We start from the raw sequence: 24,525 nt of genomic DNA, 5'->3' as shown, positions 1-24,525 counted from the left end.
ACTCTTTTCATTTGCCCTGACATCATGCTGCTCATTCCGGCAATCGACCTCAAGGACGGCCAGTGCGTTCGCCTCGAACAAGGTGAAATGCAAGGCGCCACGGTGTTCTCCAAAGATCCCGCCGCCATGGCCCGGCACTGGATCGACCAGGGTGCTGAACGCCTGCATCTGGTCGATCTCAACGGCGCCTTCGCGGGCAAGCCGCGCAATGCCGAGGCCATTGCCGCGATTCTCGACGAGGTGGGCGATGAGATTCCGGTGCAGCTCGGCGGCGGCATCCGCGATCTCGACACCATCGAGGCCTATCTCGATCAGGGACTGAGCTTTGTCATCATCGGCACGGCCGCGGTGAAAAGCCCCGGCTTCCTGCGCGATGCCTGCAGCGCCTTTGGCGGGCACATCATCGTCGGCCTCGATGCCCGCGACGGCAAAGTCGCCACCGATGGCTGGAGCAAACTCACCGGCCACGAAGTCGCCGATCTGGCACGTAAGTTCCAAGACTATGGCATCGAAGGCGTGATCTACACCGACATCGGCCGCGACGGCATGCTCACCGGCATCAATATCGAGGCCACCGTGCGACTGGCCGAAGTGCTCGATGTGCCGGTCATCGCCTCCGGCGGCCTGTCGGGCATGGACGACATCGAAAAGCTCTGCGCGGTGGAAAGCAGCGGCGTCGAAGGCGTGATCTGCGGCCGCTCCATCTACACCGGCACGCTCGATTTCGCCGCCGCCCAACGCTACGTCACCAGCCGCTGACGCGGCCTGACGCACTCTAGGCGACCCCATCATGCTGTTCAAACGCATCATCCCCTGTCTCGACGTGAACGGCGGCCGCGTGGTCAAAGGCGTCAATTTCGTCGGACTGCGTGATGCCGGCGATCCGGTGGAAATCGCCGCTCGCTACAACGCCCAGGGCGCGGACGAACTCACCTTTCTCGACATCACCGCCACCAGCGACGCCCGCGATCTGCTGCTGCACCAGATCGAGGCGGTCGCGTCGCAGGTCTTCATTCCGCTCACCGTGGGCGGCGGCGTGCGCACCGTGGACGACGTGCGCCGCCTGCTCAACGCCGGGGCCGACAAGGTCAGCTTCAACTCCGCCGCAGTGGCCAACCCGCAAGTCATCGCCGATGCTTCGGCCAAATATGGCGCGCAATGCATCGTCGTGGCCATCGACGCCAAGCGCCGCGCCGACGGCGAGGGCTGGGAGGTCTATACCCACGGCGGCCGCAAGGCGACCGGGCTCGACGCCGCGCAGTGGGCGGTGCGCATGGCGCAGGCGGGGGCGGGTGAAATCCTGCTCACCAGCATGGACCGCGACGGCACCAAGATCGGCTTCGATCTGGCGCTCACCCGCGCCGTGTCAGACGCGGTGAGCGTGCCCGTCATCGCCTCGGGCGGCGTGGGCAGTCTCGACCACCTTGCTGCGGGCTTTCTCGAAGGCCACGCCGACGCCGTGCTCGCCGCCAGCATCTTCCACTATGGTGAATACACCGTGGGGCAGGCCAAGCAGTACCTGGCCGCGCGCGGCATCGCCATGCGGCCCGATCTGGCGCTGTGAGCGTCCTGCGCAAACTGCTGGGTCAGGGCGGGGGTGGAACGCCTAAAATCCATTCCATGAACTGGCTCGATCAAGTCAAATGGGATGCCCGCGGGCTCGTGCCCGCCATCGCGCAAGACGCGCATACTGGGCGCGTGCTCATGTTCGCCTGGATGAACCGCGAGGCGCTGGAGCTGACGCACCAACGCGGCGAAGCGGTGTATTGGTCGCGCTCGCGCCACAAGCTGTGGCACAAGGGCGAAGAGTCCGGCCATGTGCAGACCGTGCGCGATATCCGCCTCGATTGCGACGGCGACGTGGTGCTGCTGCAAGTGGAGCAGGCGGGCGGCATTGCCTGCCACACCGGGCGCGAGTCCTGTTTTTTCAACAGCCTCGATCACGGCCATTGGAAGGTGGCTGATCCGGTACTGAAAGACCCGGCACAGATCTATGACGGCGCGTCCGCGCATGGCCAGGTTGACGCGGCCGGGGCCGCCGATTCCAGCGCGGCGCTCGCGCGCATCTACGCCACTATCGTCAGCCGCAAAGGGGCCGACCCGAGCGCGTCTTATGTGGCGCGGCTGTTTCACAAGGGCGAAGACGCCATTCTGAAAAAAATCGGCGAAGAAGCTACCGAGCTCGTCATGGCGGCCAAGGATGGCGAGGCGGAGAAAATTCTGTACGAGACCGCCGACCTGTGGTTCCACAGCCTGATCGCCCTGGCCCAGCATGGCCTCACGCCGCAGCAAGTGCTTGCCGAACTGGAGCGCCGCGAAGGCAGGTCGGGTCTGGCCGAGTTTGCCGCGCGCGCGGTCAACCCCTGAGCTCGGCGCCATGAACGATCCAAGAACCCTCATCGATCAACCCGGCCCTCAAGACGTCGAGGGTCTCAAAACGATTGCGCTGGTCGTCTATGTGTTGCAGGCGCTGAGTTTTTTCTGGGGCATCACGGCGGTCATCGGCGTAATCATCGACTATGTGAAGCTCGATGACGCCCGCGGCACCTGGGTGGAGAATCACCTGCGCTGGCAGATTCGCACCTTCTGGTGGGCGCTGTTCTGGTCGGTGATCGGCTTTGCCCTGATCTGGGTTTTTGGTCTAGGTTTTCTGGTGCTGGCCGTGGTGTATTTCTGGACCATTTACCGTGTGGTCAAAGGCTGGCTCAAACTCACCGAGCGCAAGCAGGTGCGTCCTTCTCTCTGAATCTTTTCCCTCGCTATTGCCGTCCCGCCATGACTGATTCCCAATGCATTTTCTGCAAAATCGCCGCGGGTGAACTGCCCGCCAAAGTGCTGTACCAGGACGAGGATGTGGTCGCATTTCACGACATTCACCCGGCGGCGCCCGTCCATTTCCTGATCATTCCCCGACTGCATCTATCGTCTTTGTTCGATGTGGGTACGGAGCATCAGGCTTTACTCGGTAAAATGTTGCAGCTTGTACCCCGACTGGCGCGTGAGCAGGGTTGTGATGACGGGTTTCGTACCGTCATCAACACCGGCCAGAATGGAGGGCAGGAAGTGTTTCACCTGCACTTGCACGTTATGGGCGGTCCCCGTCCGTGGAAAAAACAGGCCCCTTAATTTTTTTGCGGCGAAGGAGTAAATCATGGGCTCATTTAGCATTTGGCACTGGCTGATCGTGCTGGTGATTGTGATGATGGTGTTCGGCACCAAGAAGCTGAAGAACATGGGTTCCGACCTCGGTTCTGCGGTGAAAGGCTTCAAGGACGGCATGCGCGATGCCAGCGCAGATGACAAACCTGCCGAGGCCGACAAGCAGCTTGCCGCTGAAGCTAGCGCCAAGAAAGAAGCCATTGACGTGCAAGCCAAAGAGAAGTCGTCTTCCTGAAATTGGCCCTCACCGCGAGCCGGCAGCGATGCCGGTTTTTTGTCTTGCCCCGATTTTTTTGTATATCGTATTTCGTATCTTTTTTCCTGCTCGGCTTGCCTGCTGAGCCATTGCTTCCACTGACCGCCCATGTTTGACATCGGAATGTCCGAAATCGGCCTGATCGGCGTGGTGGCCCTTGTTGTACTCGGGCCGGAGAAGCTGCCGCGCGTGGCTCGCACTGCGGGCAACCTGCTGGGCCGCGCGCAGCGCTACTTGGCTGAAGTGAAGGCCGAGGTCAATCGCCAAATCGATCTTGAAGAGCTGCGCAACGTGAAATCGTCCCTTGAGACCGCAGCGCAGGATATGAAAAAGTCGGTGAGCGACAACCTGGCCGAGGTTCAGGGCAGCTTTGACGATGCCTGGAAGGAAGCCACGGCGGGTCTGAGCGGCGAGGCCGAGCCTTCCATGGCCGATGGTTTTTCGTCCCCCAGTCTGCCCAGCCCGGACTATCCGACCAAGAAACGCAAAAAACTCTCGGGCAATACGGTTCCTCAGTGGTACCGGCGGCAGGCGCGCGTGCGCACCCAGGCCTTGTCGGGTGCGGCGCGTATGGCGCGTTACCGCGTCAAACGCTGATCGCCGTGGTGATCAGTGTGCCGATGCGGCGCCCCTTCTGCTTGTTCCATCCTCTCTTTGCAATCGAGTGCATCGCCCGTGTCTGACCCCAAGAAAACAGTGACACCGGACAGCCCCGAGGCCGAGCAGCCGTTCATCTCGCATCTGATCGAGCTGCGCAATCGACTCATCCGCGCCATTGCGGCCATCGGTGTGGTGTTCCTTGTGCTGTCGATCTACCCCGGCCCCTCGGGTCTGTTCGATCTGCTGTCCCAACCGCTCATCGCGCATCTGCCCAAGGGCTCGACGATGATCGCCATTGGCGTGATCTCACCTTTTGTGGTGCCCATCAAGGTCACGCTGCTGGTGGCGTTCATGATCGCCTTGCCTGCAGTGCTCTATCAGGTCTGGGCCTTTGTTGCGCCTGGTCTCTACACCCATGAAAAGCGGTTGGTCATGCCGCTGATCATCAGCAGCACGCTGTTGTTTTACATGGGGGTGGCGTTTTGCTACTTCTTCGTGTTCGGGCGGTTGTTCACCTTCATTCAGGGGTTCGCCCCGAAAGTGATCACCGCTGCCCCGGACATCGAGGCGTACTTGAGTTTCATGCTGACCATGTTCATGGCGTTCGGCACCGCGTTCGAGGTGCCGGTGGTGCTCATGGTGCTGGTGCGCTTCGGTCTGGTGACGGTTGAGCAGCTCAAATCCTGGCGCAGCTATTTCATCGTGGTGGCGTTCATCGTGGCGGCCATCGTCACGCCGCCGGATGTGGTGTCGCAGACTTCATTGGCGCTGTCGATGATTCTGCTGTTCGAGGTCGGCATTCTCGCGGCGAAGTATCTGGTCAAGTACTCGGCGCCGCCTTCCGACGAAGAGAAAGACGCGCAGTCGCCAGCAGCCTGAGCGCTACGCTAAACAAGCTCAGGGCAGCACGCCTTCTCCGTTTTCAGCGGGCGGCATCTGGCCGATGTTCTGCGGACGGGTGCCGATGCGGACCTGCAGCGTGGTGGCCTTGCCGCCGCGCAGCACCTTAATCGCGGCTTCGCTTCCGGGCGTGAGCGCCGCCACGGCGTTAAGCAGTTGGCCGGTATTGACCACCGGCTTGCCCGCCACATCGAGCACCACATCGCCGGGGCGCACGCCCGCCTCGTCAGCCGGGCCTTTGCGCAGCACGCCGATGATCACCACGCCTTCCGGATGCGGCAGATTCAGGGTGCGCGCGAGCTGATCGGTCACGTCCTGCGGTTCGACGCCGATCCAGCCGCGAACCACCTGTCCGGTGCTGATGAGTTGCTGCATGACATTGCGCGCCGTCGAGACCGGAACGGCGAAGCCGATGCCCAGCGAGCCGCCGCTGCGCGAGAAGATGGCGGTGTTGATGCCAATGAGGTTGCCGTTCGCGTCCACCAGCGCGCCGCCGGAGTTGCCGGGGTTGATGGCGGCATCGGTCTGGATGAAATTCTCGAAGGTGTTGATGCCCAGCTGGGTGCGGCCCAGGGCGCTGATGATGCCCTGCGTGACCGTCTGGCCCACGCCGAACGGATAGCCGATGGCCAGCACCACATCGCCCACATGCGCGTTGGCATCGCTGCCGAATGTGATGACCGGTAGCTTGTTCAGCCCGATGCGCAGCACCGCGAGATCGGTATCGGGATCGCGCCCGACCAGGGTGGCCCGGGCTTCGCGTCCATCGGACAGCTTGACTTCGATCTGGTCCGCGCCTTCGATGACGTGGTTGTTGGTGAGGATGTAGCCATCCGGGCTGACGATCACGCCCGAGCCGAGGCCGACGGTCGGCTGGCGGCTGCCCTGAAACTGGCGCAGCCAAGGGTCACGGCCCGGCAGACGGCGCGGAGCCTTCGAGGTGGTGATGGAGACGACGGCCGGCATGGCCTTGAGCGCTGCGGCGCTATAGCTTCCCGCAGCGGGCGCAGCGGTAGGCGCGGCCGGGGCGTCCTGAATGGTGACGACAGCCGGCGCGTTTGCCAGCGTGGAATCCGGAGTGCCGAAACGCACCCATTCCGGCTTGAGTGTGGAGACGACGAACAGCGCGGCTAGCGCAATCGTCACAGTCTGGGAAAATAGCAGCCAGAGGCGTCGCATACAGGGACCGAGTGAGGAGATGTCTCCCCACATGGCGGCGCGTCATCACGCTTCAAGGCCACCATGCGCAGAGACCATTTGCAGGGCGAAATCGACACTTATCTCGATTGCGCGCGTTTTACCGATTATTGCCCAAACGGCCTGCAGGTCGAGGGTCGGGAAGAGATTGCGCGCATTGTCACCGGCGTTACGGCAAGCCTGGCGCTGATCGAGCGCGCCATCGCGCTGCGGGCCGATGCGCTGCTGGTGCATCATGGCTATTTCTGGCGCGGAGAAGATCCACGCATCATCCGCCAGAAGCGCAAGCGCCTGGGGCTGCTGCTCGCCGCCGATCTCAACCTGTTCGCCTATCACCTGCCGCTCGACGCGCATGGCGAAGTCGGCAACAACGTCATGCTGGCGCGGCGGCTGGGCTGGTCGGTACAGGGCCGCTTCGGCAAACAGCAACTGGGCTGTCTGGGCAGCGCGCCGCAAGCGACCATCGGCCAACTCGCGCAGGCCGTTGCGCGCGATCTGGGGCGCACGCCCCTGGTAGTGGGCGAGGGCGATGCGCCTGTCGGGACATTGGCCTGGTGCACCGGCGGCGCGCAGGACTGGATCGAAGACGCCTGGGCCGCGGGGGCACGCACCTTTGTCAGCGGCGAAATTTCCGAACCCACGGCGCATTTCGCGCGTGAAATGGGCATCACTTATCTGGCCTGCGGCCACCATGCCACCGAGCGCGACGGCATTCGTGCACTCGGCGACCATCTGGCCGCTCACTACGGACTCGACCATGTCTTCATCGACCTCGACAACCCCGCCTGAATCCGCGCCCAGCCGCCCGATCGCCCTGACTATGGGCGATCCCTGCGGCATCGGCCCCGAAACCCTCGTGCGGGCTTTTGCGCAAGGCGAGGCGAATGGGTGCGTGGTTTACGGCGACGCGGCTTGGCTGGCCCGTACGGCGCGCACCCTGCGGTTTTCACCCGACAGCAGCCGTCCGGCCATCGTGGAACTCGACGAACTGGCCGAGTGGAAGAAGGTTCCGCGCGGGGCCATTCCCGTGCTGCCCATCGTCGCGCTGCCTGCCGATCTCGTCATCGGGCAGGTGGACGCCCGCGCGGGTGCAGCGGCCTACGCGTGCATCGAAGCCGCGGCCCGAGACGCCCTCGCGGGTCGGGTGGCCGCCGTGGTGACGGCGCCCATCCACAAAGCGGCGCTGCATGCCGCGGGCGTGAACTTTCCCGGGCATACCGAAATCCTGCAGCACATGGCTGGCGGCGTACCCGTGCGCATGATGCTCGCCAACGAGCAACTCAAGACCGTGCTGGTGACTGTGCACATGGCCTTGCGGCAAGCCATCGATGCGGTGACGACCGAAGCCGTTTTGCAGACTTTGCGCATCGCTCATCAGGCTGCCCGTGGCTGGGGGCTGGAGCAGCCGCGCATCGCCGTTGCCGGGCTGAACCCGCATGCGGGCGAGTCAGGTCTGTTCGGCGACGAGGAAGAGCGGATCATCGCCCCGGCGATCGCTCAGGCGCGCAGCGAGGGCATTGCCGCCAGCGGGCCTTACCCGCCTGATACCGTGTTCATGCGCGCGCGTCACGCACCGCCCGAGCACCCGGGCGCCTTCGACATCGTGGTGGCGATGTATCACGATCAGGGACTGATTCCGGTGAAGTATCTTGGCGTGGAGCAGGGCGTAAACGTCACGCTGGGACTGCCCTTTGTGCGGACCAGCCCCGATCACGGTACGGCGTTCGACATCGTCGGCCGCGACCAAGCCGACCCCTCCAGCCTGATTGCGGCCATTCGCATGGCCCGCGATCTTGCCGTACTGCACTGAGAGCGCCCCCAGCCCTGCCGCGTTCACGTCTGGCTCCCGAGAGGGGGATGAGGCCCGCGGCTTCAAGCTGCCCTGCGGCAGCTTGAAAGGAGCCTGTCGGCCCGAGCGAGAATTGACTCGGGTGTTCCACCTGCCCTGCTGCTTTTTTAGGCGCTGGCGCAGGAGTGATCACCATGGACATGATTGGCAAGGTCCGGCGGTTGCATTTCCGCCAGCACAACGCTCTGTGCCGCGCCCGACGCAGCTTGCCTCAAGGAGTCTGTCGGGCTTGGGGCGCGGATGGCGAAAAATGGCGATGGGGATGCCCTGTGGCGGCGGATTTGCCGCCCCATAGCCGCAGCTATGGGGCAAAAAGCCGCTGGCGTAGGGCGCCGCAGCGCCATTTTGCAGCCCGCGATCCTCAAGTCCGACAGATTCCTAGGATCCAAACCCGCCCACCAAAAGCCAACCCTGAGCAAAAACCGTAGACTTATTGCCATCCGGCTGCCCAGCAGTCGCCCTCAGACCCCGGGTCAAAATTGAATCGGCACGGTGGCTCAAAATTCCATCGGCACGAACAACTCGGCACCCCTCCATCAGTTTGACCATGTCCCAAGCTCTCGATTCTGCGGTTCAGGCCGCGCTGCAAACCCTTCAAGACCCGCAAACCGGCGCTTCGCTGGTCGCGGAAAAAGCCATCAAAAACTTGCGCGTGGACGGCGGCGACGTGTCGCTCGAAGTTGAACTCGGCTACCCAGCGCGCAGCCTGCATGCCGATCTGCAAAAGCAAGTCATCGCCGCGCTGCGCGCCGTGCCGGGGGTGCAGAACGTCTCGGTGGCGGTGCGCAGCCGGGTGGTGTCGCACGCGGTGCAGCGCGGGCTCAAACCCCTGCCGGAAGTGAAGAACATCATCGCGGTGGCCTCGGGCAAAGGCGGGGTGGGCAAGAGCACCACCGCGGCCAACCTCGCGCTCGCGCTGGCGGCGGAGGGTGCCCGTGTCGGCCTGCTTGACGCTGACATCTACGGCCCGTCCCAGCCCATGATGATGGGCGTCTCCGGCCAGCCACAAAGCCGCGACGGCCAGAACATGGAGCCGCTGGAAAACTACGGCGTGCAGATCATGTCCATCGGCTTTCTGATCGAAGCCGACAACCCCATGATCTGGCGCGGCCCCATGGCCACGCAGGCCCTCGAACAACTGCTGCGCCAGACCGCGTGGCAAGACCTCGACTACCTCATCGTGGACATGCCGCCGGGCACCGGCGACATTCAACTGACCCTGAGCCAGCGCGTGCCGCTGACCGGCGCCATCATCGTCACCACGCCGCAAGACATCGCTCTGCTCGATGCGCGCAAAGGCCTGAAGATGTTCGAGAAGGTGGGCGTGCCCATTCTCGGCATCGTCGAGAACATGGCGATGCATGTGTGCTCCAACTGCGGTCATGTCGAGCACATCTTCGGCGCGGGTGGCGGCGAAAAGATGAGCCTTGATTTCAAGGTGGACTATCTTGGCGGCCTCCCGCTCGATATCCGCATCCGCGAACAGGCCGACAGCGGCCGTCCCACCGTGGTGGCCGACCCGGAGGGCGCCATCGCCCAGAGCTACAAATCCATCGCCCGCGCCGTAGCGGTGAAAGTGGCGCAGCAAGGCCGCGACTACACCGCCAAGTTCCCGACCATCAGCGTACAGAACAGCTGAACCTCTGCCATGCTTGCCCCGACCGATCGCTGGCAATTCTGGATCGACCGCGGAGGCACGTTTACCGATATCGTCGCGCGTCGGCCCGATGGAAGTTTGGTGGCGCACAAGCTGCTGTCGGAAAACCCGGAGCAGTACCGCGACGCGGCGGTGGCGGGCATCCGCCAACTGCTGGGGTTGCCGCAGGGGGCTTTGATCACGCCGGGGCAGGTGGAGAGCGTGCGCATGGGCACGACGGTGGCGACCAATGCGCTGCTGGAGCGCAAGGGCGAGCCGCTGGTACTGGTGACCACGCGCGGCTTTCGCGATGCGCTGCGCATTGCGTACCAAAACCGTCCCAGACTATTTGACCGCCGCATCGTGTTGCCCGAGCTGCTTTACAGCCGGGTGATCGAGGCGCAGGAACGCGTGGGCGCGGACGGCGCGGTGTTGCAGCCGCTCGACGCCGAGGCCTTGCGGCGCGATTTGCAAGATGCCTTTGATGCTGGGCTGCGTGCGGCGTCGATTGTGTTCATGCACGGCTGGCGCGAGTCCGCGCATGAGCTTGCTGCGGCGCGCATTGCTCGCGAAGTCGGCTTCACGCAAGTGAGCACCTCTCACCAGACCAGCCCGCTGATGAAGTTTGTCTCGCGGGGCGACACCACGGTGGTCGACGCCTATCTCTCGCCCATTCTGCGGCGCTATGTCGATCAGGTGGCCGCCGAAATGCCGGGGGTGCGGCTGCTGTTCATGCAGTCCAGCGGCGGGCTGACCGAGGCGCATGCTTTTCATGGGAAGGACGCGATTCTGTCTGGCCCGGCAGGCGGCATCGTCGGTATGGCGCGCACCGCGCAGCAGGCGGGTCATGCCAAGGTCATCGGCTTCGACATGGGGGGCACCTCGACCGATGTGTCGCATTACGCGGGCGAGTTCGAGCGGGTGTTCGATACCCAGGTGGCCGGGGTGCGGGTGCGCGCGCCGATGTTGCACATCCATACCGTGGCGGCGGGGGGCAGTTCCGTTCTGCATTTCGACGGCGCCCGGCTGCGCGTGGGGCCCGATTCGGCCGGGGCGAACCCCGGCCCGGCCAGCTACCGTCGCGGTGGGCCGCTGACCATCACCGATGCGAATGTGATGCTCGGCCGCATTCGCCCCGAGCATTTTCCATCCGTGTTCGGGCCGCGGGGCGACGCCCCGCTGGACGCCGACGGGGTGCGCGAGCGCTTCACCGAACTGACCGCGCGCATCGCCCGCGACACCGGCCAGCCACAAACCCCGGAGGATGTAGCCGAGGGCTATCTCGCCGTTGCGGTGCAGGCCATGGCCGGGGCGATCAAACGCATTTCGCTGGCGCGCGGCTATGACGTGGCGCCCTACGCCCTGCAATGTTTTGGCGGCGCCGGGGCGCAGCACGCCTGCAGCGTGGCCGATGCGCTGGGCATGGTGCGGGTGTTCATCCATCGCTACGCCGGGGTGCTCTCCGCCTACGGCATGGGGCTGGCCGAGCAGACCGCCATGCAGCAGCGCAGTGTGGAAGCGCCGCTGCACGACGATCTGCTGCCGCGCCTGCACGATGTGCGCGACGCGCTGGCGGCGCAGGCTAGGCAGGAACTGCAGGCGCAGGGCGTGGACGCGGGCAGCATCCGTCTGCGGGTCAGCGTGCTGTTGCGCTATGCGGGCAGCGACACCGCGCTGCCGGTGGCGTTGCAAGACGCGGCGGCGATGCGGGCCGAATTCGAGCGCATCTATCTGCAGCGCTATGCCCACCACATGCCCGAACGCGGCCTAGTGGTCGAGGCGTTGTCGGTGGAGGCCGCGGGCGGCGGCGCACCGCTGCACCACGAGGCGCTGCAGACGGAAGTGACGGGCGCCATGCCGCCGCACGCCCGGCTGCCCGTGTTCATCGACGGCCGCTGGCAAGACACCGTGCTGGTGCGGCGCGCCGAGTGCCAGCCGGGCCAGCATGTCGAGGGCCCCGCGTTGCTCGCTGATGCCCACACCACCCTGCTCGTCGAGCCCGGCTGGAGTGCCCGCATCACCGCGGCCGGTCATGTGGAATTGCACCGGCAGGCTACCCAGACCCGCGCGCGCGATGAAGACACCGCGGTCAACCCGGTGCGGCTGGAACTGTTCAACAACCAGTTCATGCACATCGCCGAGCAGATGGGGGTGCAACTGCAAAACACCGCCGTGTCGGTCAACATCAAGGAGCGACTGGACTTCTCTTGCGCGCTCTTCGACGCGCAGGGCCAGCTCATCGCCAATGCGCCGCATGTGCCGGTGCATCTCGGGTCGATGGGCGAGAGCATCCAGACGGTCATTCGCGAAAACCGCGCCAGCATGCAGCCCGGCGATGTGTTCATGCTCAACGACCCCTATCACGGCGGCACGCATCTGCCCGATGTCACCGTGGTCACGCCGGTGTTCGACGCCGCAGGGAGCGAGGTGCTGTTCTACGTGGGTTCTCGCGGCCACCATGCCGACATCGGCGGCATCACGCCGGGCTCCATGCCGCCGTTCTCGTGCAGCATTCTTGAAGAAGGCGTGGTGATCGACAACTTCAAGCTGGTGGACGCAGGCCGCCTGCGCGAGGCCGAGGTGCTGGCGCTGCTGTCTGGCGGACGCTGGCCAGCGCGCAATCCGCAGCAGAACCTGGCCGACCTCAAGGCGCAGATCGCGGCCAACCAGACCGGCGCATACGAATTGCGCAAGCTCGTGGCCGACTATGGGCTGAACGTGGTGCGCGCCTATATGCAGCATGTGCAGGACAACGCCGAGGCCGCGGTGCGCCGGGTGATCGGCGCGCTGCATGACGGCGCGTTCAGCCTGGAGCTCGATAGCGGCGCACGCATCTGCGTGAGCATCCGTGTCAACCGCGAGCGGCGCGAAGCCGAGATCGACTTCACCGGCACCTCGCCGCAACAGCCCGACAATTTCAACGCGCCCAAGGCTGTTACCGTGGCGGCGGTGCTGTACGTGTTTCGCTGCCTGGTGGACGACGACATTCCGCTCAACGCCGGTTGCCTCAAGCCCCTGCACCTCATCGTGCCCGAGGGCTCGATGCTGGCGCCGCGGCCGCCCGCCGCCGTAGTCGCAGGCAATGTGGAGGTCAGCATGTGCGTGACCAACGCGCTGTTCGGCGCACTGGGCGTGCAGGCCGCGAGCCAGTGCACCATGAACAACTTCACCTTCGGCAACGCGCAGCATCAGTATTACGAGACCATCGCGGGCGGCTCCTGCGCGGGAGGCGTGTTCGATGCCCAGGGCCAGCAGACCGGCGGCTTCGACGGCGCCTCCGTGGTGCAGACCCATATGACCAACTCCCGCCTGACCGATCCCGAAGTGCTGGAATGGCGCTATCCCGTCCGCTTGGAGAGCTTCGCCATCCGCACCGGTTCGGGCGGCGCCGGGCGCTGGCGCGGTGGCGACGGCGGGGTGCGGTGCATCCGCTTTCTAGAGCCGATGACCGCGGGCATTCTCTCCAATGGCCGCCGCGTGCCCGCCTTCGGCATGGCGGGCGGCGCCCCTGGCGCCGTGGGCGTCAACCAGATCGAGCGCGCCGATGGCCGCGTCGAGCCGCTGCCCGCTTGCGCCAGCGCAGAAATGCAGCCGGGAGATGTGTTCGTCATCCAAACGCCCGGCGGCGGCGGTTATGGTTGAGGGCATCGCAAAGAGGAAACCGCATGACCCCCGTTCAAGCCGACATGCCGCCCATCGTTACCCTCACGCTCAACCCCTGCGTGGACGTGAGCTACGACATCCCGCAACTGATCGAAGACCAGAAAGTCCACGCCACCGCCACGCGGCTTGATCCCGGCGGCAACGGTATCAACGTGGCGCGCGCGCTCAAGAGGCTGCGCATTCCGGCATGGGCCTGCGCCACCGTGGCGGGCGAAATCGGCATGCTGTTCGAGCGACTGATCGGCGGGCAGATCGACCATCCTCATCTGGTGCGCATCGACGGCGAAACCCGTATCAACACCACCTTGCAGCAGCGCCAGCCGCGTGCCCAGTTCGAGGTCAGCGCCACCGGGCCGGTGATCGACGCCGCGACGCTGGACCGCATCAGCGCCGAAGTGCTCGAACTCGCCCGCAATGGCTACGCTGTGCTCACCGGCTCGCGTTCTCCTGGCGTTCCGCCCGGCTACTACGCCGAGTTGTGCGCCGCCCTGCGCGCCCAAGGCGCAAAGCCCGTGGTGGACGCGCAGGGCGAGGCTCTGGCGCAGGCCGTGGCCGCCCGGCCCTTTCTCATCAAGCCCAATCGCTTCGAACTCGAACGGCTCGTCGGCCACCCCCTGCCCACGCGGGATGAGGTCATCCGCGAGGCCCGCGTGCTGCACGCGCAAGGCGTGGAGTGGGTCTGTGTCTCTCTGGGCGGCGAAGGCGCGGTGCTGGTGGGCGCCGAGACCTATATCGGCCACGCGCCCGAGGTGGTGGTGGTGTCCACCGTCGGCGCGGGCGATTCGATGGTCGGCGGTTTGGTCGCCGCGCTTTCACGCCATGCAACACCCGCCGATGCCCTGCGTCTCGCCCTGGCCTGCGGCAGCGGCACTTCTCAGCAACCCGGCACCGAATTGTTCGATCCGGCCGCTTTGCCCGGCTTGCAGGCGCAGGTCAACGTTCAGCTTATCGCTTGATGGCCCGCCAGCCGATGTCGCGGCGGCATTGCATGCCGTCGAAGTGAATCGTGTGGATGGCCTCGTAAGCGCGCTGCTGCGCGATGCGCGGCGAATCGCCCAGCGCGGTGACCGCCAGCACCCGACCGCCCGAGGTGCGCAGCACGCCCTGCGGGTCAAGCGTGGTACCTGCGTGGAAGGTGATGCAGTCGGCCGCCTCGGGCGGGATGCCGGTGATCGCATCGCCTTTGCGCGGGCTTTCAGGGTAGCCATGTGCGGCGAGCACCACGCCCAGGGCGGTGCGGCGGTCCCACTCCAGTTCCACCTGATCGAGCTGCCCGGCGATGGCCTTCTCGAACACCACCGAGAGGTCGCTCTTGAGGCGGGCCATGATGGGCTGGGTTTCCGGGTCGCCCATGCGGCAGTTGAATTCCAGCGTCTTGGCGCGGCCCTGGGCGTCGATCATCAGCCCGGCGTAGAGAAAGCCGGTGAACGGAATGCCGTCGGCCGCCATGCCCTTGACGGTGGGCAGGATGATTTCGCGCATCACCCGCGCGTGCACTTCGGGTGTGACTACGGGCGCTGGTGAGTAGGCGCCCATGCCGCCGGTGTTGGGGCCGTTGTCGCCATCGAGCAGGCGTTTGTGATCCTGGCTGGAGGCCAGTGCGAGCACATGCAGGCCGTCGACCATGACGATGAAACTGGCTTCCTCACCCTGCAAAAACTCTTCGATGACCACGCGTGCGCGGCCCGCGTTGTGCTGCACGCCGTAGCGGTTGGCCTGCAGCATGTCGTCGATGGCGGCATGGGCTTCGTCGGCAGTCTGCGCCACCACCACGCCCTTGCCTGCGGCCAGGCCATCAGCCTTGACGACGATGGGCGCGCCGTGCTCGTCCACATAGGCATGGGCCGCCGCGGCGTCTTCAAAAGTGGCGTAGGCGGCGGTAGGAATGTGGTGCCGCGCCATGAAGTGCTTGGAGAAGGCTTTGGAGCTTTCGAGCTGCGCGGCGGCGCGCGTCGGACCGAAAATTTTCAGCCCGCGGGCGCGAAAGCCATCGACGATGCCTGCGGCCAGCGGCGCTTCGGGCCCGACCACGGTGTAGGCGATTTTTTCGCGCACGCAGAACGCGGCCAGCTCTTCGGCGTTGGCCACCTGCAGGTTCTCCAGCCGGGAGTCGAGCGCGGTGCCGCCGTTGCCGGGAGAGACATAGACCTTCTGTATCCGCGGCGCCTGCGCCAGCTTCCAGGCGATGGCGTGTTCACGTCCGCCGGAGCCGATGACGAGGAGTTTCATGGTGAATGCGGTGGTTTAGGCAAAGGCGGCGTTGTGATAGACCTCTTGCACATCGTCAAGGTCTTCCAGGGCGTCGATGAGTTTTTGCATCTTTTCGGCGTCGTCGCCCGCCAGCTCGACCGTGTTGTCGGCGCGCATGGTGATGACGGCGAGTTCCGGCTGCAGCGCGGCGGCTTCGAGCGCGGCGCGCACCGCCTCGAACTGGGCCGGCGGAGTGAGCACTTCGATCGCGCCGTCGTCATCCGTGATCACGTCGTCCGCTCCAGCCTCCAGCGCCACTTCCATCACCTTGTCTTCCGAGGTGCCCGGCGCGAACACGAGTTGGCCGCAATGCCTGAACTGGAAGGCCACGGAGCCCTCGGTGCCCAGATTGCCGCCGTTCTTGGACAGCGCATGGCGCACTTCGGCCACGGTGCGCACGCGGTTGTCGGTCAGGCAGTCGATGATGATCGCCGCACCGCCCACGCCATAGCCTTCGTAGCGAATTTCTTCGTAATGCACGCCTTCGAGCGCGCCGGTGGCCTTGTCGATGTTTTTCTTCACCGTATCGGCGGGCATATTCGCCGCCTTGGCCTTGTCGACCGCCAGGCGCAGTCGGGGATTGGCGTTGGGGTCGCCGCCGCCCAGACGGGCTGCGGCCGAGATTTCACGAATGATCTTGGTCCAGACCTTGCCGCGTTTTTCGTCCTGACGGCCTTTGCGGTGCTGGATATTGGCCCATTTGGAATGTCCGGCCATGGTGGTGCGATGCTCCTGAGGATGCCCTGCGGCAGGGTGACAGCGTGCAGCGAGGGCGTTGATAGACTGCGAATTCTACTTTCGCGCCGTACGCCCGATTCCCGCCCGACCCCCTTCACACCCAGGCTACCGCCATGTCCGACCCCATCCTCATCGCCCAGCACGGCAAGGGGCAATGCCACTTGTTGCCGCGCCTGTCCAATCGCCACGGCCTCATCACCGGCGCGACCGGCACCGGCAAGACCGTGAGTCTGCAGGTGCTGGCCGAGGCGTTTTCGCGCATCGGCACGCCGGTGTTCATGGCCGATGTGAAGGGCGACCTGACCGGAATTTCACAAGCGGGCAGTCTGAGCCCCAAGCTGGCCGAACGCCTCAAGACCCTCGGCCTGCCCGAGCCGACTTTCGGCGCCTGCCCGGTGACGCTGTGGGACGTGTTCGGCGAGCAGGGCCATCCCATCCGCGCCACCATTTCCGACATGGGGCCGCTGCTGCTGGCGCGGTTGCTGCAACTCAACGAGACGCAGACCGGCGTGCTCAATCTGGTGTTCAAAATCGCCGACGACAACGGCCTGCTGCTGCTCGACATGAAAGACCTGCGCGCCATGCTGCAGGAGGTGGGCGACAACGCGGCGAGCTTCACAACCGAGTACGGCAATATCAGCGCGGCCAGCGTGGGGGCCATTCAGCGCGGGTTGCTGCAGCTTGAAACCCAGGGCGCCGACAAGTTCTTCGGCGAGCCCATGCTCAACATCGACGACCTGATGCAGACCGACGGCAATGGGCGCGGCATGGTCAACATCCTCGCCGCCGACAAGCTCTATCAGGCGCCGCGTCTGTATGCGACCTTTCTGCTGTGGTTGTTGTCCGAGTTGTTCGAGCGTCTGCCCGAAATTGGCGACCCCGATCAACCCAAGCTGGTGTTCTTTTTCGACGAGGCGCATCTGCTGTTCAACGATGCGCCCAAACCGCTGCTGGAAAAAATCGAGCAGGTCGTGCGGCTCATCCGCTCCAAGGGCGTGGGCGTGTTCTTCGTCACGCAGAACCCGTTGGACATTCCCGACACCGTGCTCGGCCAGCTGGGCAACCGCATTCAGCACGCGCTGCGCGCGTTTACCCCGCGTGACCAGAAGGCAGTGAAAACCGCGGCCGACACCATGCGTCCCAACCCGGGTCTGGACGTGGCCCAGGCCATCACCGAACTCGCGGTGGGCGAGGCGCTGGTGTCGCTGCTCGACGAAAAGGGTCGCCCTACACCGACCGAGCGGGTGTGGATGCTGGCGCCGGGCAGCCGTATCGGGCCGATCAGCCCCGAGGAACGCAAGGCGCTGATGCAGGGTTCGCTGGTGGCGGGGGTGTATGAAAAAACGGTAGACCGCGAATCGGCCTACGAACTGCTCAAAGGTCGGGTGCAAGCCGCGCCAGAAGCCACCGCGCCCGCGCCAACTGCCGGAGCGCCAACCGGTTCAGGCGGCGGTCTGCTCGATTCGCTGGGGCAGGGCCTGGGCGGTCTGGCCAGAGGTTCGGGCCGCAAGGATTCCATGCTCGAAACCCTGGCCAAGTCGGCTGCGCGCAGCATCGGCAGCACCGTGGGCCGAGAAATCATCCGCGGCGTGCTGGGCAGCCTGCTGGGGAGCAGTAAGCGCCGCTGAGCATGGAGTCATCAGCGGCGATCCCAATCGCCGCGGTCGTGGTCGCGATGACCCCAGCCGTGTCCGCGGTCATGCCGCCAATGATCGCGGTCCCAGCGGCGCACCGGAGCGCCGTAGTAGTAGGGCGGCGCGACTGCCACCGGGGTGTAAACCTGACCATAGCCGTAGTACACCGGGCGCGGCGGGGGCGGAGGTGGGGCGAAATAGACCGGCGGCATGGGCGGCGGCGGTGCATACACCACCGGCGGCGCCTGATACACCGGGTAAGCATTCGAAAAATTGGTCACCACCCCGGGAACGCCGACGTTGACCGACCAAAACACCCGGTCAGCATGCGCCGCCGGTGCGGCAATGAGTGCGGCGCTGCCCGCAAGGGCCAGAACGATGTGACGGAACATGATGGAAACCTCCTGAACATCTTGTGGTTGGTGCTTGAGTAACGAGAGCCATTCCGGCTTGCCGACAGCACGTGTGAAGTTTTTTCCCGCGCTTCAATCGGGGCAGATTTTTGCCTTTCAGCCCGGCGCAGGACAGGGCCGCCTGTTTGCACTGCAACACAGCCGCGTCCTGCCTTTTCCAGACCTGTTCAAATAGCGGGGCTATGGAAACTGTTGACAAACCTTCGAACTTCCTGCGTCAGATTATCGAGCGCGATCTGGCGCAAGGCACTTATGCGAACCGGCGCTTTGCCGGTCATCCGGCCGACGCTGCCGGACATGCTGCGGGGCAGACCGATCCGGCGCGCATCCGCACCCGCTTTCCGCCCGAGCCCAACGGCTATTTGCACATCGGCCACGCCAAGAGCATCTGCCTGAACTTCGGTCTGGCGCAGGATTTCGGCGGGGTCTGCCATTTGCGTTTCGACGACACCAATCCCGAAAAAGAAGACCAGGAGTACGTCGATGCCATTCTCGATGCGGTGCATTGGCTGGGCTTCGACTGGAATGCGGGCGGTGTCTCGCATCTGTTCTATGCCAGCGACGACTTCGATTTCATGTACCGCTGCGCCTGCGCGCTGACCGAACACGGTCTGGCTTACGTGGATGAGCAGAACGCCGACGACATGCGCCGCAACCGCGGTACGCTCACCGAGCCGGGTGTGGACAGCCCCTGGCGCAACCGTACGCCCGAGGAAAACCTGCGGCGTTTCGAGGAAATGCGCGCGGGCCAGCACCCGGAGGGCAGCATGGTGTTGCGCGCAAAGATCGACATGGCCGCGCCCAATATCAATCTGCGCGATCCGGCGATTTACCGCATCCGCTTCGCTCACCATCACCGTACGGGCGACACCTGGTGCATTTACCCGATGTACACCTTCGCGCATCCGATCGAAGACGCGATGGAATGCATCAGCCACAGCCTGTGCACCCTGGAGTTCGAGGATCAACGGCCGTTCTACGACTGGCTGCTCGATCATCTCGTGCGGCTGGGCTTGGTCGCCAGTCCGCGGCCGCACCAGTACGAATTCGCCCGCCTGAATCTCACCTATGTGGTGACGAGCAAGCGCAAGCTCGCGCAACTCGTGGCCGAGCGCCATGTGGGCGGCTGGGACGACCCGCGCATGCCCACGCTGGTGGGCTTGCGTCGGCGCGGTTACACGCCTGAGAGCCTGCGTCTGTTCACCGACCGCATCGGCGTGAGCAAGGCCGATTCCTGGATCGACTACAGCGTGCTCGAACAGGCTTTGCGCGATGACCTCGATGCGCGCGCTCCGCGTGCGATGGCCGTGCTCGATCCCCTCAAGCTCGAACTCACCAACTGGGCCGAGGTGTTCGGCAATGCGGCGCACGCCGAGCCCTGCAGCGCGCCCGTCCATCCCGGCCACTCCGAGATGGGGCGGCGGCAGTTCGACCTCACCGCGCAGGTCTGGATCGAGCGTGAAGACTTCATGGAGGTTCCGCCCAAGGGCTATCACCGCCTCACGCCCGGCGGCCTCGCACGGCTGAAATACGGCTACGTGATTCGTTGCACCGGCTGTGAAAAAGATGCCGATGGGCGGGTCACCAAGGTGCTGGCCGAACTGTTGCCCGACACCAAAAGCGGCACGCCGGGGGCGGACGCGGTGAAGGTCAAAGGCGTGATCACCTGGGTGAGCGCCAGTCTGGGTGTGGCCGCGCAGGTGCGGCTGTTCGACCGCCTGTTCACCGAGGCGCATCCCGACGCGGGTGGCCGCGATTTTCTCGCTGTGCTCAATCCGCAAAGCAAGCAGACGGTGCAGGCCTATATCGAGCCCGCGCTGGCCATAGCTCCTGCCGGAGCCTCGTTTCAGTTCGAGCGGCACGGCTATTTTGTCGCCGACCGGGTCGATCATTCCTCGGCGCAGCCGGTGTTCAACCGCACCACGACGCTCAGAGACAGTTGGGGTAAGTGATGCAGGCGCCCGATGACACCCTGAGTTTTGGCGCGCCCATGCCCGCGGGCAGCAGCGCGCTGGCGCGCTTGCAGCAGCAAGGTTTTTGTGTGCTGGGCGCCGCCGATCTGGCCGCCATGGCGGGTTATGACCTGGCGAGCTGTGCGCCGGCCCTCGGTTTGTGGAACGACCTGCCGCCCGACGATTACCTCAAAGACGGCGGGCACTATCGCTTTCGGCGTCACGGCAGCTTCATTCAGACCCGGCAGCCGGCCGCAGGGCAGGCGGAGCTTCAGACCGCGCCGCACCGTGCGCATTGGCAGCCGACCTCTTATAACGCGCTGCACGGCGGCATGTTGCGCTGGTTCGCACCCTTGACCGACGAGCTGCAGCGGGCACCGTTCTGGCAGCCCTTGCTGCTCGGTCTGGGGCGGCTGTTCGCACAGGTGCGCCCGGCGCCGCAATGGTTCATCGAAGCGCACCAGTTCCGCATCGATACCCGCGAAGGTGTGGGCCGCCCGACGCCGGAAGGGGCGCACCGCGACGGCGTGGATTTTGTGGCCGTGGTGCTGATCTCGCGGCACGACATTCGCGGTGGCGAAACCCGGGTGTTCGAGCTCGCCGGACAACGCGGCGTGCGCTTCACTCTGGCCGAGCCGTGCAGCGTGCTGCTGATGGACGACACCCGCGTGATTCACGAAAGTACCCCCGTCCTGCCCGCAGGCGAAACCAGAGGCGGCTGGCGCGATACCTTGGTGCTGACTTATCGCGCGGGGGGCTTCCTCGATCCGCAGACCTGAGTTTGGGACTGCAAAAAAGTGCGACATGTCGCCGCTGTCAGACGGTCGTCTGTCGCGAGTTTGATTTCGATCAATATGAAGCTCAAGCTCGCGAACTAGGGCAGACTTGAAACACAATTAGTTACATAATCTCGCCAAGGTGTCCGGCAAGTCGTCAGGACGCGATTTTCTGGAGAGATGCTCATGCGTCATTTGACTCGTCATTTGCCACCCTTGATGGCTGCGCTGGCCGTTGCAGCTGTGCCGGTTTCCGCTCTTGCGCAACAGGCCGCAAGCCCCGAACAGATGCAGGCCACTCGCGCCGTCACCGGCGAGCTGCTCAAAACCCTGAGCGGCAAGCTGCAGGCCAGCATGAAGGAAAACGGCCCGGCGGGCTCGATCACGGTTTGCAAAACCATCGCCCCCGAAATTGCCATGGGTCTGGCCGACAAGACCGGTTGGAAGATCACCCGCGTGGGCACCCGAGTGCGCAATATCGACATGGGCACACCCAACGTCTGGCAGCACAAGGCGCTGGGCCACCTGAACGCCGATCTGAAATCCGGCGTCAAGCCCGAAACCCTGGAATGGAGCGAAGTGGTGACTGAGAACGGCAAGCCCACCCTGCATTACGCCAAGGCCATCGTGCTGCAAACGCAATGCCTGGCTTGCCACGGCAACACCGCGCAACTCGCACCCGGCGTAGCCGACAAACTCAAGACCGACTACCCGCACGATGCGGCCACTGGCTACGCGCCGGGACAGCTGCGCGGCGCCGTAGTCATCAGCCGCCCGCTGTAATCAACCGCAGAAGCAGGGCACAACGGCACAACGCCTGCCCGCGCCTCACCAGCGCAGGTAGGCGTTTTTGTTTCCGGTCTGCATCTCGATTTTGCGTTCCTGCTGTTTGTGCAGCCCGACGATGGTGTACCGACCCGCAGGCGCTTTGAGATAGCACAAAGGGCCGCCAGCGGTGAACTGGGCCACGGTCTTGCCGTGCTGCATGACATGGATCGGCACATCGGCCAGATAGGCCCCTTGCGGCCCTTCCACCATCCAGAAGCCGAGATTGAATTCGGGCGCTCGCGCCTGCAGCGCTTTCAGGCTGCCTTGGCCCACGCCGCCGCAGAGGTAAGAGATATCTCCCGCGTGGTGAACCTCCGCAGCCTGGCTCAGAGTGGGGCTGAGCAAGCCAGCCGCCGACACGCCCACTAAAGCGCCGATCAGTGCGCCCCGGCGCAGGGCTTGATACGAGATGGACATGATGATGATCCTTTCAAGACTTGCGTGAACACCCCCTGAAATAGACCTTGCCCGGTGGGCCGGGTTCGCCCGTGGGCGGCAGCCCTTCAGCCTCGTTTCATTTTTCTGCGGCCATGAAAAAACCCCGCCGGGGCGGGGTTTGGCCCCGGGTTTGGCTGAAACGCCGTCAGGCGGCTGCGGGTTTGGGCGGCGCTGCCTTGGGTTGATGCAGATTGGGCAGAAACACGGCCAAGAGTCCGATAAGCGGCAGGAAGGAGCAGATTTTGTACACCGCGTCGATGCCCCACATATCGGCCAACTGACCCAGCACCGCCGCGCCGATGCCGCCCAAGCCAAACGCCAAGCCGAAGAACAGCCCGGCCACGGTGCCGACCTTGCCGGGAATGAGCTCCTGCGCATAGACCACCATCGACGGAAATGCCGAGGCCAGCATGAAACCGATGATGGCGCTGAGCACCGCCGACATCTCCAGACTGGCGTAAGGCAGCATTAGGGTGAAGGGCGCCACGCCGAGGATGGACACCCAGATCACCGCCTTGCGGCCGACCCGGTCGCCGATCGGGCCGCCCATCAGCGTTCCCGCAGCGACCGAGGCGAGGAAAACAAACAGGTGGTACTGTCCGATTTCCGTGCTGACGTGGAATTTGTGCATCAGATAAAAAATGAGATAACTGTTGATGCTCGCCAAATAGAAAAACTTGGAGAAGATCAGCGCCAGCAGCACCGCCAGCGTGCGGCGCACCAGATACGGCGGAACCGGTGAATGCTTGATGGCGAAGGGCTTCTTCGGCAGGCGGTGCTGGTGGCTGTACCAGCGACCCACGCCGATGAGCACGACGATGGCCAGCAGGGCGGCCAGCGAAAACCAGGCCACGCTTTTTTGCCCATGCGGCAGCACGATCCACGCGGCCAGCAGCGGCCCGGTGGCGGTGCCCGCATTGCCCCCCACCTGGAAGATGGACTGCGCCAGACCGTGGCGTCCGCCCGAGGCCATGCGGGCCACGCGCGACGACTCCGGGTGGAAGATCGAGGAGCCGGTGCCCACCATGGCCGCGGCCAGCAGCAGGATGGGGAAGGTGGGCGCCACCGACAGCGTCAGCAGCCCGGCCAGGGTGCAGCCCATGCCCACAGCCAGCGAGTAGGGCTTGGGATATTTGTCGGTGTAGTAGCCCACCAGCGGCTGCAGCAGCGAGGCGGTGAATTGATAGGTGAGGGTGATCAGACCGATCTGGGCGAAATTCAGATGGAAATCGGTTTTGAACAGCGGATAGATCGCCAGAATCAACGACTGGATCATGTCGTTGAGGAAATGCGAAAAGCTGATCGCGCCGAGGATGCGAAAGCGGGTCTGCTCCGCCGGGGCGTTGTCAGCCGGGGCGAGTGCAGCGGTGGTGGGGGTGGAACTCACGGTCTGGATCTTTGTGGGAGTGCGGGAAAACACAAAAATAGCCTTAATTTGCGTGAGCGCAAGGATAGTGCGGCAGGGAGATATTTGCACAGGCAGGGAATTTTCCAGGAGCCTGTCGGGTGCGCGAATTCAGGGAGCGGCTTAATATTTGCTGCATGGCACAAATCGCAACTGAACGCGCAACCGAGGGCGCAACCGACATCGCCGCTCTGCGATCGCAGAGTCTGGGCGAAGAGATCGCCAACAGCATCAGCCACGGGCTCGGGCTGTTGCTGTCCATTGCTGCGCTGCCCGTGCTCATCGTTCATGCGGTTGAGCACCAGCCGGTGGCCAGCGTGGTGGGGACAACGATTTTCGGCGCCAGCGCCATCCTGCTCTATCTCGCCTCCACTCTGTACCACGCCCTGCCGCAGCCGCGGCTCAAGGCAGTGTTTCAGCGACTGGACCATGCGGCCATTTACCTGTTGATCGCCGGCACCTACACCCCATTCACCCTGGGCGTATTGCGCGGGGGATGGGGGTGGACCTTGTTCGGCGTGGTCTGGGGGCTGGCGGCGATGGGGCTGCTGCTCAAGGCGTTTGCCGGGGTGCGCTTTCCGCACCTGTCCACAGCACTCTATCTGGGCATGGGTTGGGTGGTACTGATCGCCATAGTGCCGCTGGCCGAGCGCATCGCGCCGATGGGGCTGTTCTGGCTGGTGGCGGGCGGCGTGTCTTACACCCTGGGGGTGGTGTTTTTTGTGTTCGACGAACGTTGGCGCTACGCGCACTTCGTCTGGCACCTGTTCGTGCTCGCCGGGACCGTTTGTCATTTTTTCGCGGTGCTCTATTACGCTGTCTGAAATGCCG

24 protein-coding genes are annotated in these 24,525 nt (G+C 64.6%); 18 read left to right on the top strand and 6 right to left on the bottom strand.

Going from position 1 to position 24,525, the window contains the following annotated elements; translation table 11 throughout:
• Positions 1-24 precede the first annotated feature (24 nt).
• From hisA to tatC, 8 genes are all read left to right on the top strand, one after another.
• Positions 25-759 carry a 1-(5-phosphoribosyl)-5-[(5-phosphoribosylamino)methylideneamino]imidazole-4-carboxamide isomerase gene (hisA, locus tag BIO17B3_RS04585; protein ID WP_013105158.1) on the top strand — a complete coding sequence of 245 codons (735 nt, stop codon included), beginning with the start codon at positions 25-27 and terminating at the stop codon, positions 757-759.
• A gap of 31 nt (positions 760-790) precedes the next feature.
• Positions 791-1,564: an imidazole glycerol phosphate synthase subunit HisF gene (hisF, locus tag BIO17B3_RS04580; protein ID WP_013105159.1), complete on the top strand. Its 774-nt coding sequence runs from the start codon at positions 791-793 to the stop codon at positions 1,562-1,564.
• 47 nt (positions 1,565-1,611) lie between these two features.
• The gene (gene hisIE, locus BIO17B3_RS04575; RefSeq protein WP_156055227.1) at positions 1,612-2,367 is read left to right on the top strand and encodes a bifunctional phosphoribosyl-AMP cyclohydrolase/phosphoribosyl-ATP diphosphatase HisIE; all 756 of its coding nucleotides are present in this window, start codon (positions 1,612-1,614) and stop codon (positions 2,365-2,367) included.
• Between the two features lie 10 nt (positions 2,368-2,377).
• Positions 2,378-2,746, top strand: a complete 369-nt coding sequence (locus tag BIO17B3_RS04570) for a hypothetical protein (RefSeq protein WP_156053198.1) — start codon at positions 2,378-2,380, stop codon at positions 2,744-2,746.
• Between the two features lie 29 nt (positions 2,747-2,775).
• Positions 2,776-3,126, top strand: coding sequence for a histidine triad nucleotide-binding protein (locus tag BIO17B3_RS04565; RefSeq protein ID WP_013105161.1), 351 nt, complete (start codon positions 2,776-2,778; stop codon positions 3,124-3,126).
• 25 nt (positions 3,127-3,151) lie between these two features.
• Positions 3,152-3,394: a Sec-independent protein translocase subunit TatA gene (gene tatA, locus BIO17B3_RS04560; RefSeq protein WP_013105162.1), complete on the top strand. Its 243-nt coding sequence runs from the start codon at positions 3,152-3,154 to the stop codon at positions 3,392-3,394.
• A gap of 129 nt (positions 3,395-3,523) precedes the next feature.
• Positions 3,524-4,012, top strand: a complete 489-nt coding sequence (gene tatB, locus BIO17B3_RS04555; RefSeq protein WP_156053196.1) for a Sec-independent protein translocase protein TatB — start codon at positions 3,524-3,526, stop codon at positions 4,010-4,012.
• A 78-nt stretch (positions 4,013-4,090) separates the two neighbouring features.
• Positions 4,091-4,894: a twin-arginine translocase subunit TatC gene (tatC, locus tag BIO17B3_RS04550; protein ID WP_013105164.1), complete on the top strand. Its 804-nt coding sequence runs from the start codon at positions 4,091-4,093 to the stop codon at positions 4,892-4,894.
• Positions 4,895-4,912: 18 nt separating this feature from the next.
• Here tatC and BIO17B3_RS04545 read toward each other — a convergent pair whose 3' ends face one another.
• Positions 4,913-6,094, bottom strand: coding sequence for a S1C family serine protease (locus BIO17B3_RS04545; protein WP_156053195.1), 1,182 nt, complete (start codon positions 6,092-6,094; stop codon positions 4,913-4,915).
• Positions 6,095-6,157: 63 nt separating this feature from the next.
• Between BIO17B3_RS04545 and BIO17B3_RS04540 the strand changes: the two genes are divergently transcribed.
• From BIO17B3_RS04540 to BIO17B3_RS04520, 5 genes are all read left to right on the top strand, one after another.
• Positions 6,158-6,901, top strand: a complete 744-nt coding sequence (locus BIO17B3_RS04540) for a Nif3-like dinuclear metal center hexameric protein (RefSeq protein ID WP_156053193.1) — start codon at positions 6,158-6,160, stop codon at positions 6,899-6,901.
• The gene (gene pdxA / locus BIO17B3_RS04535; RefSeq protein WP_255421396.1) at positions 6,870-7,922 is read left to right on the top strand and encodes a 4-hydroxythreonine-4-phosphate dehydrogenase PdxA; all 1,053 of its coding nucleotides are present in this window, start codon (positions 6,870-6,872) and stop codon (positions 7,920-7,922) included. The genes BIO17B3_RS04540 and pdxA overlap by 32 nt, the downstream gene beginning before the upstream one ends.
• A gap of 586 nt (positions 7,923-8,508) precedes the next feature.
• Entirely contained in the window at positions 8,509-9,600 is a 1,092-nt protein-coding gene (gene apbC, locus BIO17B3_RS04530; RefSeq protein WP_156053192.1) for an iron-sulfur cluster carrier protein ApbC, read from the top strand.
• A 9-nt stretch (positions 9,601-9,609) separates the two neighbouring features.
• Positions 9,610-13,239: a hydantoinase B/oxoprolinase family protein gene (locus BIO17B3_RS04525; RefSeq protein ID WP_156053191.1), complete on the top strand. Its 3,630-nt coding sequence runs from the start codon at positions 9,610-9,612 to the stop codon at positions 13,237-13,239.
• Between the two features lie 23 nt (positions 13,240-13,262).
• On the top strand, positions 13,263-14,216 hold the full coding sequence (locus tag BIO17B3_RS04520) for a 1-phosphofructokinase family hexose kinase (protein ID WP_156053190.1): 954 nt from the start codon (positions 13,263-13,265) through the stop codon (positions 14,214-14,216).
• On the opposite strand, the gene purD is transcribed toward BIO17B3_RS04520, so the two are convergent.
• The gene (gene purD / locus BIO17B3_RS04515) at positions 14,206-15,489 is read right to left on the bottom strand and encodes a phosphoribosylamine--glycine ligase (protein WP_156053189.1); all 1,284 of its coding nucleotides are present in this window, start codon (positions 15,487-15,489) and stop codon (positions 14,206-14,208) included. The two genes, BIO17B3_RS04520 and purD, sit on opposite strands and share 11 nt — an antisense overlap.
• Before the next feature lie 15 nt (positions 15,490-15,504).
• Positions 15,505-16,227, bottom strand: a complete 723-nt coding sequence (locus BIO17B3_RS04510) for a YebC/PmpR family DNA-binding transcriptional regulator (protein WP_013105173.1) — start codon at positions 16,225-16,227, stop codon at positions 15,505-15,507.
• A 134-nt stretch (positions 16,228-16,361) separates the two neighbouring features.
• On the opposite strand from BIO17B3_RS04510, the gene BIO17B3_RS04505 reads away from it, so the two are divergent.
• Positions 16,362-17,876 (top strand): helicase HerA-like C-terminal domain-containing protein, encoded by a 1,515-nt coding sequence (locus BIO17B3_RS04505; RefSeq protein WP_156053188.1) that lies wholly within the window; start codon positions 16,362-16,364, stop codon positions 17,874-17,876.
• Between the two features lie 11 nt (positions 17,877-17,887).
• On the opposite strand, the gene BIO17B3_RS04500 is transcribed toward BIO17B3_RS04505, so the two are convergent.
• On the bottom strand, positions 17,888-18,274 hold the full coding sequence (locus tag BIO17B3_RS04500) for a hypothetical protein (RefSeq protein WP_013105175.1): 387 nt from the start codon (positions 18,272-18,274) through the stop codon (positions 17,888-17,890).
• Between the two features lie 203 nt (positions 18,275-18,477).
• Here BIO17B3_RS04500 and BIO17B3_RS04495 point away from each other — a divergent pair, with 203 nt between their 5' ends.
• The 3 genes from BIO17B3_RS04495 to BIO17B3_RS04485 all read left to right on the top strand — a co-directional run bounded on the left by BIO17B3_RS04495 (position 18,478) and on the right by BIO17B3_RS04485 (position 21,806).
• Entirely contained in the window at positions 18,478-20,247 is a 1,770-nt protein-coding gene (locus BIO17B3_RS04495; protein ID WP_156053187.1) for a glutamine--tRNA ligase/YqeY domain fusion protein, read from the top strand.
• Complete coding sequence (locus BIO17B3_RS04490) at positions 20,247-21,026, top strand: 2OG-Fe dioxygenase family protein (protein WP_155816318.1); 780 nt, start codon at positions 20,247-20,249, stop codon at positions 21,024-21,026. The genes BIO17B3_RS04495 and BIO17B3_RS04490 overlap by 1 nt, the downstream gene beginning before the upstream one ends.
• A 183-nt stretch (positions 21,027-21,209) precedes the next feature.
• Positions 21,210-21,806 (top strand): DUF3365 domain-containing protein, encoded by a 597-nt coding sequence (locus BIO17B3_RS04485; RefSeq protein ID WP_156053186.1) that lies wholly within the window; start codon positions 21,210-21,212, stop codon positions 21,804-21,806.
• A 45-nt stretch (positions 21,807-21,851) separates the two neighbouring features.
• On the opposite strand, the gene BIO17B3_RS04480 is transcribed toward BIO17B3_RS04485, so the two are convergent.
• Both BIO17B3_RS04480 and BIO17B3_RS04475 read right to left on the bottom strand, forming a co-directional pair.
• The gene (locus BIO17B3_RS04480) at positions 21,852-22,268 is read right to left on the bottom strand and encodes a hypothetical protein (RefSeq protein WP_156053185.1); all 417 of its coding nucleotides are present in this window, start codon (positions 22,266-22,268) and stop codon (positions 21,852-21,854) included.
• A 166-nt stretch (positions 22,269-22,434) separates the two neighbouring features.
• Complete coding sequence (locus BIO17B3_RS04475; protein ID WP_156053184.1) at positions 22,435-23,676, bottom strand: MFS transporter; 1,242 nt, start codon at positions 23,674-23,676, stop codon at positions 22,435-22,437.
• Between the two features lie 155 nt (positions 23,677-23,831).
• Here BIO17B3_RS04475 and BIO17B3_RS04470 point away from each other — a divergent pair, with 155 nt between their 5' ends.
• Complete coding sequence (locus BIO17B3_RS04470; protein WP_156053183.1) at positions 23,832-24,518, top strand: hemolysin III family protein; 687 nt, start codon at positions 23,832-23,834, stop codon at positions 24,516-24,518.
• The last annotated feature ends 7 nt before the right edge of the window (positions 24,519-24,525 follow it).

It is taken from the genome of Thiomonas sp. OC7, assembly GCF_900634595.1.
GTDB classification, from domain to species: domain Bacteria; phylum Pseudomonadota; class Gammaproteobacteria; order Burkholderiales; family Burkholderiaceae_C; genus Thiomonas; species Thiomonas arsenitoxydans.
The sequence above is the reverse complement of the archived record's forward strand: the minus strand, read 5'-3'. Positions and strand labels throughout refer to the sequence as shown.

Bases quoted from the DNA above. Each gene is read 5' to 3' on its own strand.
- hisA (WP_013105158.1), top strand. From the start codon at position 25: ATGCTGCTCATTCCGGCAATCGACCTCAAGGACGGCCAGTGCGTTCGC.
- hisF (WP_013105159.1), top strand. From the start codon at position 791: ATGCTGTTCAAACGCATCATCCCCTGTCTCGACGTGAACGGCGGCCGC.
- BIO17B3_RS04570 (WP_156053198.1), top strand. From the start codon at position 2,378: ATGAACGATCCAAGAACCCTCATCGATCAACCCGGCCCTCAAGACGTC.
- BIO17B3_RS04565 (WP_013105161.1), top strand. From the start codon at position 2,776: ATGACTGATTCCCAATGCATTTTCTGCAAAATCGCCGCGGGTGAACTG.
- tatA (WP_013105162.1), top strand. From the start codon at position 3,152: ATGGGCTCATTTAGCATTTGGCACTGGCTGATCGTGCTGGTGATTGTG.
- tatB (WP_156053196.1), top strand. From the start codon at position 3,524: ATGTTTGACATCGGAATGTCCGAAATCGGCCTGATCGGCGTGGTGGCC.
- BIO17B3_RS04545 (WP_156053195.1), bottom strand. From the start codon at position 6,094: ATGCGACGCCTCTGGCTGCTATTTTCCCAGACTGTGACGATTGCGCTA.
- BIO17B3_RS04540 (WP_156053193.1), top strand. From the start codon at position 6,158: ATGCGCAGAGACCATTTGCAGGGCGAAATCGACACTTATCTCGATTGC.
- pdxA (WP_255421396.1), top strand. From the start codon at position 6,870: ATGTCTTCATCGACCTCGACAACCCCGCCTGAATCCGCGCCCAGCCGC.
- apbC (WP_156053192.1), top strand. From the start codon at position 8,509: ATGTCCCAAGCTCTCGATTCTGCGGTTCAGGCCGCGCTGCAAACCCTT.
- BIO17B3_RS04525 (WP_156053191.1), top strand. From the start codon at position 9,610: ATGCTTGCCCCGACCGATCGCTGGCAATTCTGGATCGACCGCGGAGGC.
- BIO17B3_RS04520 (WP_156053190.1), top strand. From the start codon at position 13,263: ATGACCCCCGTTCAAGCCGACATGCCGCCCATCGTTACCCTCACGCTC.
- purD (WP_156053189.1), bottom strand. From the start codon at position 15,489: ATGAAACTCCTCGTCATCGGCTCCGGCGGACGTGAACACGCCATCGCC.
- BIO17B3_RS04510 (WP_013105173.1), bottom strand. From the start codon at position 16,227: ATGGCCGGACATTCCAAATGGGCCAATATCCAGCACCGCAAAGGCCGT.
- BIO17B3_RS04505 (WP_156053188.1), top strand. From the start codon at position 16,362: ATGTCCGACCCCATCCTCATCGCCCAGCACGGCAAGGGGCAATGCCAC.
- BIO17B3_RS04500 (WP_013105175.1), bottom strand. From the start codon at position 18,274: ATGTTCCGTCACATCGTTCTGGCCCTTGCGGGCAGCGCCGCACTCATT.
- BIO17B3_RS04495 (WP_156053187.1), top strand. From the start codon at position 18,478: ATGGAAACTGTTGACAAACCTTCGAACTTCCTGCGTCAGATTATCGAG.
- BIO17B3_RS04490 (WP_155816318.1), top strand. From the start codon at position 20,247: ATGCAGGCGCCCGATGACACCCTGAGTTTTGGCGCGCCCATGCCCGCG.
- BIO17B3_RS04485 (WP_156053186.1), top strand. From the start codon at position 21,210: ATGCGTCATTTGACTCGTCATTTGCCACCCTTGATGGCTGCGCTGGCC.
- BIO17B3_RS04480 (WP_156053185.1), bottom strand. From the start codon at position 22,268: ATGTCCATCTCGTATCAAGCCCTGCGCCGGGGCGCACTGATCGGCGCT.
- BIO17B3_RS04470 (WP_156053183.1), top strand. From the start codon at position 23,832: ATGGCACAAATCGCAACTGAACGCGCAACCGAGGGCGCAACCGACATC.